The organism is Roseomonas sp. TAS13 (assembly GCF_001950415.1).
GTDB classification, from domain to species: domain Bacteria; phylum Pseudomonadota; class Alphaproteobacteria; order Acetobacterales; family Acetobacteraceae; genus Roseomonas; species Roseomonas mucosa.
On sequence record NZ_BDLP01000126.1, the window covers coordinates 1 to 11,666 of the forward strand.

The window sequence follows — 11,666 nt, forward strand, 5'->3', positions numbered from 1 at the left end:
GCGCGAGGCCGGGGAAGGCGACATCGCCCGGCCGGAGCCGCAGCAGGCGATCTTCCTGGCCGCCGTGCTGCTGAAGCGCCGGCGGCGGCTGGCGCAGGTGCCGCTGGTCTTCTGGGCGGGGGCGGGGCCGGGGGAGCGTCTGCCGCAACCCACCCGGGATCCGGCCGCGTGGCCGGGGCTGTTCCTCTCCCGCGTGGCCGCGGCGGCCCGAAAGGGGCTGGAGGTGCTCGAGCGCCTGGAGGCGGCACAGGCAAAGCTCAACGCGCTGACCGAGGGCACGCGGCGCTCCTCCTCGCTGCCGGACGCCGTGGAACTGGTGCTGCGCCGGCCGATCGTCACCGCGTCGCAACTGGCGAAGGACCTCGGCCTCACCCATCAGGGCGCGCTGCTGCTGATCGGGCGGATGGCCAAAGCCGGAGCCGTGCGCGAGGTGACGGGCAGAGGGAGCTTCAGGGCATACGCGATCTATCCCCCTTCTTGATCGTCCAATCGATGCTTACAGAAAATGAGGCAATCAATGATCTAAATAATCATTTTTAGCCCTTGTGTGCTCGTCTGGAATCATGGATGATCTTCCTATGATCAATATGATCATTGCAAGCCCTTCATGGTCGGAGCAGCAAAGTGCCTGTGGACAATATCGAGAGCATGCCTTGGCCAGACCGCTTCAACACGGAAGTCACCAACAACGCCCAATTCTGCGAGCTGTTCCTCTGGCTCGGCGAGACATTGGAGGCTGTCGCAGGCACGAAGCCTGCCGCGAAAGCGATGCAGGCGCTCGTGCAGCAGGTATGGGCGGGCACACAAGGTGCCATCGGGACGCGGTTCGGCGAGGAAACACGCGCTCTCGAAGCGGGAGACTGGCGCAGTGTCGTGAGCTTCCCGGAGTTCTATGAGTCCACGCTGCGGGAAGACTACCTTCCGTCCTACATCGACTTCAACGACCTCTACGCCTACGTCATCGACGGCGTCGCCCTTCTCCCGCGCGATATGGTGGACAGCATCGAGCAGCGTCACACACACATTGCGGCGCTAATCGAACGCACCAGCCGCCTGCTGAAGAGGCTTCCTTCCGACTGGCATCCGTCGCGCCACGGTGAGACTTGGCCACTGGCCCGTCTGCACGCCTCCGCTCTCGCACGCTGGAAACTCGACAACGAGGAGCCTCTCAATAGTAGTGAGATCGCGTTACTGGGCCGCGTGGACGAGCGCAGCGTGCTGAACGCCATGAGCACCGGGAGCTTGCCGAGACAGGAGGGTGGGATGTGCGCAGCTTCCGACGTTCACCGGTGGCTGCTGGCTGCGCGCCCCCGGAAGTTCCGGCGCTCGCGGTGGCTGGATCCGAACGACGATATGCTGACCTGGGAGGCGGGAGATACCCCCGTTGGCGAAACGACGGTGTACCTGCCCGTGGACGCCGATGGCGAGCCCTTCAAGCCGGAGTACGGGCGCAGGACCCGCAACGGCATCATCGGCTGGCGTATCGGCGAGAAGGGCAGGGAAGTCGTGAAGCACGACTTCTTCGAGGCACTGGATGCACTCAAGGAGATGCATCCGCCGCGCTGGCGCCGTCCCAACCAAGCCGGAAACTGGGGCATCGTGCGCGGTGAGCCACAGTGGAAAGCATATCCTCGCGCTGAGATCGAGCATCGGCTGGTGGAGGTGGTGCGATGAGCGCCACCGTGTGGGAGAGCGAGGCCATGGACCTGCCGCTCAGCAGGCACGCCCGCAAGCGCTCACAGCAGCGCAGTATCGGCCCCTTCGCCATCGACCTCCTGTTGCGCTTCGGGCAGTGCGAGCGCACCCGTGATGGTTGGACCCATTTCGCGAACAAGGCGGCCCGTCGTCGCATCGAGCGGCATCTCGGCGGCCCTCGTGCCCTGAACGTACTCGGTCCGCAACTCGATGCCTACGTGATCATAGACGATGACGGCACAATTCGCACCGTGGCGCCACGCTGCCGCAGGTGGCATCGTTGAGCCGACAGGAGATCAGGACATGCTGATGGACATGCAGCCATCGGGTGAGGGGCGTCTTCCCGACCACGGCCGCGTCGCCTGCACCGCCTGCTTCGGTGGCGAGGCGGTGGTGTTCGACGCGAGCCGGACCGGCAGCACGAACTGGCGCATCACCGCCAATCCCTGCGCGTGGGGGAATCCGAACGCTGAGGTAGTCGTGCTGGGCTTCTCGAAAGGACCGACGCAGGCAGGTGCTCTCGCCCGCACACCGCACGACGAGATCGCCTACAAGGGCGCGCGACACAACGTGGGGCGCATTCTGCATGCCGTGGGCCTCCTGGAGAACGGTGCCAAGGTGGATGACCTGATCACCGATCAGAAGGGACGGCTCGCCTTCGGGTCGCTGGTCCGCTGCACCGTGGAGCAGCGGGACATCAGGAAGGGCACATGGAAGGGTGCTGGTGGCGACATGTTGGGTGGCTTCCTGGCGGACCCGTGGGGCCAGCAGGTCGTGCGCAACTGCACGGCACGCTTCCTCGGGAACCTGCCGATGGCCACCAAGCTCGTGGTGCTCTTCGGCTTCGGGAAGAACGGGTCGTACGTCAACGAGGCGGAGCGCGTCATCCGGACAGTACGCGGTGGTGACTGGCGGCGGCTCAGCGAGGTGGCCTACACCGATGGCCGAGTGGTTTTCGCGCATGTGGAGCACTTCCGCTCGCAGGGGCGTCTTATTCTGGACTGGCTGGGTCAGATCCGTCCAAACGGTTCGGCGGCCTGCCCGAAGCGTACCAGTTGGCGCCACCAAGCGGTGGCAGCCGTGCGAATGGCCTATCCGCGAGGATTCCAGGAAAGTTAGATCCCGATCCTGGCGGCATCTCGACGGTGCAGGTTCCGACCAGAACCTCAATATCAGTATGCGCCGAGCGAACTATGTGGTTTCGTAGACGCGCCTGACGAACCTGAAGCTCAGCTCCCCGTCTCGGAATACTACGTTCTCGACCGCGAATACGCCGATGTAGCCCAGCCGTTCGAAAACATCTCTGGTCTGCGTCAGACCATCCCTTTGCACGACAACCAGCTTCTTCTCCCCGATGGCCTTTGCCAGCGCTGCCCATCGCGGATCACTAACCTGGGCATAGCGGTCGAAGTAGCATCCTGCGGTAGGCTTGTTCATCCAGCTGTCGTGGACGCACGGCAGGGATTGGCCCTTCACTACAACGAACCAGGACCCACGCTGTCCAATAGGATTAACTCTCTCCAGCTTCATCCACCTCAACCCTCAGCCGTACGAGTTCCTCATGATACATCTCGCCTCGGGCATCTGGTATGGTCTTACCAGCTTTCCCGGCATGCCGGTCGGAGGTGCCTGCTGGCCTAACACCCCAGTATTCTTGACTTCCATTGAACCGTTGAAAAGTGGCAAGGGTCTGCTGCAGCTATCCACGGTCGAAGTGCTTCAGCCCATGGGCCCACACCGCCGGAGCATCACCCTGCGAGTCCGGCACCGTGCAGTGGAGTACCTTGTAGGCACTATCATGGACGCCCAGGGTACCGAGCAAACGATCATCCTGTCAGCGATGAGCTATGCTTGGCTGGAAGCGTTTTGCCACGATTGGTGGAGACGCTTTCCGATGCGGCACTTCGCCTCTTTTCCCTATGAACCGGACGGCATCGACGTGCAGACTTATCTCAGCCGTGCCTTTCCAGGTGAGCCGGACAGAATGGCTGAGCCAGTGGTTCTGAAACCTGAGGCACTGCGTCCAATGCCCGCCGCCAAGGCGCAGCTCATGGTGCGACATGAATTCGGCCCCATGGACAGTTACCTGATCCGACGTGGCTTTAAGTCTTCGGTCATGGAGGAAAAGTGGGATGCCGAATTTTCTGGGAACTGCCTCCGCCTTTATCGGAGTTGGACAGGCATCATGATCTTCGAGGTGCCGATGACAGTGCGAGGGGCCTGCCTCTACGCAGGCGCAGTCTACGTCAATCGGGACCCCGAGCAGCATGCCAGCCGTGATGATGACTTTGACAAGGCCATGGCCGGCTATGTGATCTCTCGCATCCTGTTGGGTTTACCAGCCAATTTCCCGAGCTCGCCAGACATAAGCCCGGAGCAGGCGCTTATTGCGGCGTGGGCAGTCGCCGGGAGCGCCAGCCAGTGATCCACCATTATCAACATGGTGGTGTCCAGATGGGAGACATGATCGGCCCCGATGCCCCAGAGATTAACTCCGACCGCTTCTGACGGGGAAGACCGTTAGACCGTCTCCACGACCAGTGGAGACGGTGCCGTGAGCCCCAGTATGATAGCCCTTGCCGAACGCCTGCGCGCCAGCGCTCTGCGGCGCCTCGATCCTGCGCTGACTTCCCGCTTGCGCGAGCGTGTCGCCGAGGCCACGGCACGCTGGCTGATGGCGACCCCGGCGCATATCCGCCCAACGCAGCATGCGCACCTGCGTCTCTCCCCGGATGCGGCACAGGCCCTGGAACGCGTCAACCGCGCCCTCTCCTGGATGAGCAGGCCGGAACGGCATCATGGGCCCGCGGCCGCTGACGTTGCCCGCAAGACCATCCGTGCGGTCGAAGGCGGCCGGCTTGACTTCCAGGGCCTCGAGAAAGCCTGCAATGCGTTCCAACACCACCGCCACGGGGCCATCCGGACCAACGCCCTGCGAAAGTCCCGGACCCGATCCCTCGATGTGCCTTTGCCTGGGACTGGCACGGTGGCGTCCCGGGTCACCTCCGAGGCGGCGCTCGTCGCCCTGGGCCGGGAAGCGGGGAACTGCCTCGCGGACCAGGACCAGGGCGCCCGGTACCGCCGCGAGTTCCGTAGCGGCGAGATCGAGTTCTGGCGCATCGCCGATGCGGACGACCGGCTGCTCCTCGTGCTCCGGACTGATCCGGGTTCCAGCACCGTGGACGAGGCTGCCGGACCTCGGAATGCCCTTCCGACCCAGCTCGCCCGAGCAGCGCTGATCGAGTTCATGGGCCTCCGCGGGCTGGCGGCCTCCGGGCTCAACCGGATCGCCGTCTCCACCCCGATCGTGGAGGCAACGCGGGATGGAACCATCCTCCACCACGAGGTTCTTGTCGCGGGGCGCCTTTGCTCCCTGGAGATTGCTCCCCTGGCTGTTGCCGGGATGACCCACGGAACGGCCGGCTGCTGGATGCTGACGCGCGGCACCCGTTACAGCTACCATTGCTGGAGCGCCACTGGCTTTCCCGTGCCCCAGTCCTATGACGAGGAGGACCCCGACGAGGAGGGCGATATCGTGTCGGCAATGGCACGAAGCCACCTGCGTGCCGCTTGCCGGGCAAACCTGGGTCTCGCCCGCGATCTCCATGCAGCCTTCGCGGAGGCCCCGGACTGGTTCCGCGACGACTGGTTCGGGCCAGAGGCTATCCCGGAGGCGGCCCAGTGATGGCTGGATCCATGCCATCGCTATCGGATGTGCCGATCTTCCTCGACTTCGAGGCCTCCTCCATGTCGGGCTGGCCGGTCGAGATCGGCCTTGCCTGGTACGGCAGGATTGGTCCGAAGGAGCGGATCCAGAACCTCAGCTTCCTTATCCGTCCCGAACCTGGCTGGGGCGAGGCGGATTGGGATGCTCTTGCCGAGGAGGTGCATGGCATCGGGCTCGAGGAACTGAGGCGCGAGGGTAGGCCGGCCATAGATGTGGCTCGTGTGGTTGCGCAGCTTGTCGCCGGACGCACCCTTGTCAGCGATGCCGCCAGTTTTGACGGCCATCTTCTCGCCCGTCTGTTCGAGGCGATGCCAGAGCCAGCACCGGAGGTGCAGGTCCTCGACATGACCAGCCTGCTGAGGAGGCTCTCTCCGGCGGTGGCAACACGCTGCGAAGCTGTCCTGGCCGAAGCTCCCATACCGCACCGGGCGGGGCCGGATGCGATCCGGCTGGCACGTGCCTGGCGATCATGCCAGGAACCGGGTGCTCGTTGAATCTTGCGGGCCGTCTTTGCCCTGGAGACCGTTCCGCTCTCGACGCGAGCCGGGCAGACATGCAACCATGCCGGGCAGATGCCTTCCTCGCCCCGATACAACCGGACGGGCCAGCTCCTCCGCCTCGCCCTGGACATGGCCGGGACACGCGAAGGCCTTTCGGTGATGGATGTGAGGGAGCGCATCGGCGTCTCACACCGCACGGCCGAGCGGCTCATGACCGCCCTGCGAGAGGTGTTCCCGGCCATCGAAGCCATACCAGGCGAGGGGCGATCCCTGCGCTGGCGTCTTCCCCAAGGCCACGCTGCCCCGCTCGCCTCGGCAACCGCTATCCAGCTGGCCGAGTTGGGCGCCGCTACCGAACGGCTGCGACGCGAGGGCGCTCCGGCGGAGCGTGTTGCAGCGCTCGAAGATCTCGGGCGCCATGTGCGCTTGGTGATACGGCAGGATGTGCGCCGGCGAATCTCCACCGATGCGGAAGCGCTGATGGAAGCCGAAGGCATGGCGGTGCGGCCCGGACCGAAGCCGGCCCTCATTGATGGCCTGTTCTCCACCATCCGGAAGGCGATCCTTTCCTGCCACGAGCTTGATGTCACCTATGCCCGCAGTGGCAAGGAGCCGGCCGTCCATCGCCTCAAGCCACTCGGTGTGCTGCATGGCGCCCGGCCCTACCTTGTGGGCTCCGTAGCCGGCACTCCTGGAGATCCGACACTGTTCAGGCTCGATCGGGTTCTATCGGCTGGGGTTCGAACGGAGTCGTTCACCCATGAAGACTTCAACCTCAAAGCCTGGGCTGCGAAGTCCTTCGGGGTGTTCCAGGGTGATGAGCCGGATGCGGTGGTCCTGCGCTTCTCGGCCGAGGTCGCGGACGATGCACGCAGATGGCACTTCCACGGCACGCAAACCATGACAGACCTGCCTGGTGGCCAGCTCCTGGTGCGCTTCACCGCCTGCGGGCGGCGAGAGATGATCCACCACCTCGCGACCTGGGGCGAACATGTCGAGGTACTGGAGCCCGCCGATCTACGGCGTGAACTCGCGGCGTGGGCACGAAGTGTCTCCGCGCATCACCGGAGCATACCGCAGCCCGAGGATGCAGTTCCAGCCGGACACGTGGCAGAGGCCGAAGTGTCATGAGCATAGGCCAGCAGGATGTTACCGAGCCGGGTGACGGCCTTCGCCGCTTCCTGAAAAGCCTCGCAGATATCCGGAGGCACAAGCCTTCCACAGCGCCAGGACTGCGACATTTTCTCGATCGGGCCGGCCCACTCCTCAGATCCTCGGCCGAAGGCTTGCCCGAAGCACCGCCACAGCCGGCGCGATCACCACTAGCTCCCGCACGGCTCCTGCAGGTTCTCTCCGCCCTCAGGGAGCCCCTTCGGCAAGCGCCGCCCCTGAGGCCACCTCTCAATGTCTGGTCGGTCGCAGGCCTGAAGCGGGACGAACTACGAAATGCTGCAGTGCTCGCATGGTTTCTCGATCCTCACGGTTCACATGGCTTCGGTGCAGCGGTTCTGGAGGCTTTCCTCGAGGAGGTCGCAAGGATTACGCCGAACTGGCCTGATCTCGGGTTGGATCTCTTGCGCGTCTCCGTTCAAACCGAGGAATGGCCGCTCGGCAGCGAGACCGACCGTGTGGACATCGCAATCGATGGACCCGATTTTACGCTTTTCATCGAGGTCAAGATCGATGCGCCTGAAGGACCTGAACAGCTGCGTCGCTATTCTGATCTGGCCCGAAGGAAGGCGCACGCTTTCGGGCGCAAGCATGGCTGTGTGGTCTATCTCGGCCCTCGTCCTCCCCGGCTTCCACCGCCGGAGATTGCAGTCATCACCTGGCGCAATGTCGCTGCGATCCTTTCAGCCCTTCCGCGAAACAACACAAGCAGTTCCCTTGCGCATCAGTTCGCGCGCCACGTACGTGCTTTCTTCTGAGGATGAATGACATGTCGTCACCCGACCTGGATGCGCTCATTGTGGAGCATCTGGCCGACCTCGATCAGGTTGGCGCCCGGATCAATGCCATTGAGGCAGAGGTCTTCGCCGCGATGGGGGAGCGAGCAAAAGGATGGGCAGAACGCAACGGGTGGCGTGACATCTTCGAGTACTCGGTGGAGGGCGGCTGGGACCAATGGAACCCATGGATTGCTGCTCCAGATTGGCGTACCGCGGATACCACTGTCGACGACGATCAATTCGATATTTGGTTCCAGTTGAGTGTCGGGAATGGCGATACCGAATCACGTGCAAGTGGTGAGGATTGGTTCTATCTGACACGTCTGTGCCAAGCAGGTTCTGGTCAGGTCGGATTTCACCTCATACATGCCAGCATTGTGAAGCCCAGGAAATGGAAGCAGATCCTTCCAGAGATCAGGGAAATGATCTCGGATCCGGCATTCACGATCATCACAATACAGAATGAAGCGTCTATCTACCTGCCCTTCAAGATTCCTCAGCACGCCTTGGCTGCCGCCTTGCGCGACGAGGATCCAGATGCAGCCTTGGATCCGTTCGAAGAGGCTCTCGACACATTGCTTCGTGCCAAGCCCCAGTTCGATCGGGTGCTCCAGTACCTCAGGTCACTGGCTGAATAGTCCATGCCGACCGCAAAGACATTGATTTTTGCAATGTCGAAATTACCATAGGTTGCACCCTACAAAGGTGGTGCGGCCCGGGAATGCGTCTCAGCAATGAACAGGTACTGCTTTCGGCCAGCGACCTGAACACCTTCCTCGGCTGCCGCCACGCGACCACACTGGATTTCCGCCGCAGGCATTGTCACGTTGTTTGGGGACCGAGCAAGTTTGACCGCGAGGCGGAGTTTGCGTGACCTTACGCCGCCATATGGGCACACGTCTCCTGCCGCCAGATCCGAAAGGCCTTGGAGCGCTCGCGCCGGTATTGATCGGCGGCCATCAGGTGCCGCCGCGGACGGAAGTGGCCATAGATCATCGCGTGCGCCGACAAAAACCGCTGGGCTTGCCCGGCTGACTTGAAGCGCTGCATCGCGCGTTCTCGACGTCGGGTCGGCCTATGGGAATTCTCGGCACGATTGTTCAGGTAGCGGCTGGTCCGATGCTGCACACCGGGTAGGACCTCTCGCTGTGCAACGCCATAGCTGCGGAGCCCATCGGTGACGATCTTGCGGGGTCTATACTGGAGGCCCACCAGCAGGCGCTTGAAGAAGCGTTTGGCGGCCGTGGCATTGCGGCGCTCCTGCACCAGGATGTCGAGCACGACTCCGTGCTGATCCACCGCGCGCCAGAGATAAAAGAGCTCGCCGTTGATCTTCAGGTAAACTTCATCCATGTGCCAGGTGTCGCCCGGTCTTGGCCGCCGCTTGCGCAGCTTGGCCGCGAACTCCGTGCCGAAGCGGAGGCACCAGCGACGGATACTCTCGTAGCTGACCACTACGCCCCGCTCGGCCAGGATCAGCTCGATGTCGCGTAGGCTCAGGCTGAACAGGTGGTAGAGCCAGACAGCATGCTGGATGACCTCGGCCGGGAAACGGTAGCCGGGGTAGGTGGTGGGCTCGGACGGCATGCCGCCAGCTTCGCCTGACGAGTTCGTTCCAGCCAGAGCTGGCCAACGTGACAATGCCCCCACAGAAGGTGGCTGGCAGCTCGATGAATTCGATGGGGACAGCCGACGCTATCCATCGCTGGCATCAGTGCTCCACGCCATTGCTGATGTGTGACGACGCAGGTGGTGCCTTCAGCCGACGAAGCGGATGAGCACTCGGCGATAGACGCGCATTTCCAGCACTGGTCGCACGTAACATGGGCGCGCATTCTGTCGGCATGGCGGGACGCGGCAACGACACTCAAGGCACAGGATCCGATGGTCGAGCCGACCGCGCCGTTCCCTCCGAGGGGGTCCAACCACTCGTCGGGCCTCCCCCGATCCTTTTCAGTCAACTGCGGCATTTGCTATGCAGCGGTCGCTACCTCCGTTCCGTGTTGGTCGAGCAAGAGCCAGCGGCCGATGGCGGCAACATCTTCACGGTTTATGTTGTCGGCAGTTGGCACCCGGACTGGCATGTCCTCAGCGACAGTGAGACGGCAGTACGCCGTTCCTTCCGCAGTCTCGATCGGCTGCTCATCCTGCTGCGGACACAGTTCGGGTTCCAGGGCGATGTCGTCGTGCGAACCAGACGCCTGGATGCCGGCCGAAGCCGCCATCTTCCCTGACGACGCCGCCACGGCTGGCCGCACCAGCCTGGCCGGGAGGGCCGCGTGACCATGTTCCCGACCAGGGCCGGACAGAAGATCACGACCTTCCCCGGCCCGATCGGTACACGCGGCGACGAATGGGCACTGGAGAGCCTGCGCCGTGAAATCGCCCTGCTGGGACAGGTCCGGGAACATTGGAGCCGCCAGGCGGCGACGGTTCGTCGCAGGGCGGGGCCGAACGAGGGCGAGTCAGACAGCGCCTCGCATATCGCGGTCGAGAAGAGATTGGGACGCGCTGTGTTTCATGCGGCGAGCCTGTCGCCCACCTCGGCGCGGGGACTGCTCCTGCAAAGCGACATTCTGCTCACCCTCTGCTCGATGCGGCGGGACGAGGAGCCGGACGAGGGTCTCGCGGCTCTGACGACCGCCCACATGGTGGCGCTCGATGCTCACCTGTCACGAATTCTGTCAGACGCCGCTGTGATCGAGGCAGCGAACGACAGGTCGGCGGATCTGCATCTCGTGGCGCTCTCGCGGCAGGCATGCTCGCTCATGCGGGCAGGTGCCGGCGACGTCGCCGCCGAGGAGCAGGCCTACCTCGATGCTCAGCGACCTCTGGACGAGGTTCTGGACGAGCTCGCCCTCGCCGCGCCGATCACCGTCGCGGGTATCACCGCCTTGGCCGCCGTGCTCCTCTGCGGCCTGGAATTCTGCGAGAGTTTCGAGACGCGGCCCTGGTTCACCCCTGTGTTGTTCAACGTCCTGTCGGCCACGAGCCAGCTGCTCGACAACATGGAGCCCGTCGTCCTTGCCCCGGCAGCGGGGTATCACGACAGCCCCGTTCGCATCGCCCCTTCCTAGGCTCGGCCGGTCATCAGCACCGGACGAGACCCATGCGACGCATCCTCCTGACCACCTGCGCCCTGGTTGGCCTGCCGGCCATCTCCATGGCGCAGACCCTCTGCCCCGCCTCTGCCGGGCCCGATGCGCCTCCCACCCTGGCCCTCCCGGCTCCGGTATCCGCCGCGCCCCAGGCCTGGCCAACCGCGCCCACGCCCGCGGTCCAGCGTGCCGCGGCGCCGGCGGCTGCGCCGTCAGCAGCTCCTGCCACGGTGGCGACGCCCGGCGGAGATCTCTCGGTGCCGGTGCTGCAGCGCGTGTCCCAGGCCGGTGCCACCTTGCAGGACCTGGGGCTGAGCCATGGCCTGCGCCTGGTCGTGGCCCGCTCCGGCGCCGAGTTCATGCTGCTCTCGGTGCTGCCTTCCGGACGGGCCATGGTGGCGGGCTTTCCGGTGGACCTGACCCTGGCGCGTCTCCGTGAGATCGGGGGCGCGGGCGTCACGGATCTCGGTGAGCGCGAGGGCCTTCGCAGCGTGGTGCTGCGCAGCGGCGACGCCTTCCAGGTATTCTACGCGACCCCCGACGGGGAGCGCGTCATTCCCGGGGTGATGTGGGACACGGCGGGCAAGAACCTCACCCGCGATCATGTGGCGGGCATCGAAGGGGCGATCCCGACCGTCACCATCGGGGACGTCGCGCCCGGTGCGACGCAGCCGGCCGGCGGGCCGGCTCAAGGTGC

General features: G+C 64.3%; 14 protein-coding genes and 1 pseudogene. 12 read left to right on the forward strand and 3 right to left on the reverse strand.

The genetic code is table 11. The annotated features are described in order from the left end of the window. From ROTAS13_RS11645 to ROTAS13_RS11660, 4 genes are all read left to right on the forward strand, one after another. Window positions 1–481: helix-turn-helix domain-containing protein (locus tag ROTAS13_RS11645; protein ID WP_139323329.1), on the forward strand; the 481-nt coding region annotated here is incomplete at its 5' end. A 149-nt stretch (window positions 482–630) separates the two neighbouring features. Continuing rightward, on the forward strand, window positions 631–1,674 hold the full coding sequence (locus ROTAS13_RS11650; RefSeq protein ID WP_075822422.1) for a hypothetical protein: 1,044 nt from the start codon (window positions 631–633) through the stop codon (window positions 1,672–1,674). Next, window positions 1,671–1,979 (forward strand): hypothetical protein, encoded by a 309-nt coding sequence (locus tag ROTAS13_RS11655; protein ID WP_019463350.1) that lies wholly within the window; start codon window positions 1,671–1,673, stop codon window positions 1,977–1,979. Before ROTAS13_RS11650 ends, ROTAS13_RS11655 begins: the two co-directional genes overlap by 4 nt. A 19-nt stretch (window positions 1,980–1,998) precedes the next feature. Next, window positions 1,999–2,814 carry a hypothetical protein gene (locus tag ROTAS13_RS11660; protein ID WP_075822423.1) on the forward strand — a complete coding sequence of 272 codons (816 nt, stop codon included), beginning with the start codon at window positions 1,999–2,001 and terminating at the stop codon, window positions 2,812–2,814. A 72-nt stretch (window positions 2,815–2,886) separates the two neighbouring features. Here ROTAS13_RS11660 and ROTAS13_RS11665 read toward each other — a convergent pair whose 3' ends face one another. Continuing rightward, the gene (locus ROTAS13_RS11665) at window positions 2,887–3,132 is read right to left on the reverse strand and encodes a hypothetical protein (protein WP_139323330.1); all 246 of its coding nucleotides are present in this window, start codon (window positions 3,130–3,132) and stop codon (window positions 2,887–2,889) included. A 124-nt stretch (window positions 3,133–3,256) separates the two neighbouring features. On the opposite strand from ROTAS13_RS11665, the gene ROTAS13_RS11670 reads away from it, so the two are divergent. After that, a complete protein-coding gene (locus ROTAS13_RS11670) occupies window positions 3,257–4,120 on the forward strand; it encodes a hypothetical protein (protein WP_139323331.1) in 864 nt (287 codons plus the stop codon). Window positions 4,121–4,183: 63 nt separating this feature from the next. Here the strand turns inward: ROTAS13_RS11670 and ROTAS13_RS26255 are convergent, their stop codons facing one another. Beyond that, window positions 4,184–4,606: a hypothetical protein gene (locus tag ROTAS13_RS26255; protein WP_139323332.1), complete on the reverse strand. Its 423-nt coding sequence runs from the start codon at window positions 4,604–4,606 to the stop codon at window positions 4,184–4,186. Between the two features lie 75 nt (window positions 4,607–4,681). Here ROTAS13_RS26255 and ROTAS13_RS26260 point away from each other — a divergent pair, with 75 nt between their 5' ends. Genes ROTAS13_RS26260 through ROTAS13_RS26265 form a run of 5 tightly spaced genes read left to right on the forward strand, consistent with a single transcriptional unit; the run spans window position 4,682 to window position 8,509 of the window. Next, window positions 4,682–5,380, forward strand: coding sequence for a hypothetical protein (locus ROTAS13_RS26260; RefSeq protein ID WP_139323333.1), 699 nt, complete (start codon window positions 4,682–4,684; stop codon window positions 5,378–5,380). Next, window positions 5,380–5,916 carry a hypothetical protein gene (locus ROTAS13_RS11680; RefSeq protein ID WP_075822427.1) on the forward strand — a complete coding sequence of 179 codons (537 nt, stop codon included), beginning with the start codon at window positions 5,380–5,382 and terminating at the stop codon, window positions 5,914–5,916. The genes ROTAS13_RS26260 and ROTAS13_RS11680 overlap by 1 nt, the downstream gene beginning before the upstream one ends. A gap of 3 nt (window positions 5,917–5,919) precedes the next feature. Further along, entirely contained in the window at window positions 5,920–7,053 is a 1,134-nt protein-coding gene (locus tag ROTAS13_RS11685; protein ID WP_075822428.1) for a YafY family protein, read from the forward strand. Next, window positions 7,050–7,850, forward strand: a complete 801-nt coding sequence (locus tag ROTAS13_RS28420; RefSeq protein ID WP_083755489.1) for a PD-(D/E)XK nuclease family protein — start codon at window positions 7,050–7,052, stop codon at window positions 7,848–7,850. The genes ROTAS13_RS11685 and ROTAS13_RS28420 overlap by 4 nt, the downstream gene beginning before the upstream one ends. Window positions 7,851–7,861: 11 nt before the next feature. After that, window positions 7,862–8,509 carry a hypothetical protein gene (locus tag ROTAS13_RS26265; protein ID WP_139323334.1) on the forward strand — a complete coding sequence of 216 codons (648 nt, stop codon included), beginning with the start codon at window positions 7,862–7,864 and terminating at the stop codon, window positions 8,507–8,509. 238 nt (window positions 8,510–8,747) lie between these two features. Here ROTAS13_RS26265 and ROTAS13_RS11700 read toward each other — a convergent pair whose 3' ends face one another. Then, window positions 8,748–9,458: an IS6 family transposase gene (locus ROTAS13_RS11700; RefSeq protein ID WP_058390100.1), complete on the reverse strand. Its 711-nt coding sequence runs from the start codon at window positions 9,456–9,458 to the stop codon at window positions 8,748–8,750. A gap of 692 nt (window positions 9,459–10,150) precedes the next feature. Here ROTAS13_RS11700 and ROTAS13_RS11705 point away from each other — a divergent pair. Further along, complete coding sequence (locus ROTAS13_RS11705) at window positions 10,151–10,948, forward strand: hypothetical protein (RefSeq protein ID WP_126281769.1); 798 nt, start codon at window positions 10,151–10,153, stop codon at window positions 10,946–10,948. A 32-nt stretch (window positions 10,949–10,980) separates the two neighbouring features. Beyond that, a pseudogene (locus ROTAS13_RS27780) lies at window positions 10,981–11,666 on the forward strand (hypothetical protein); the annotation flags it as partial.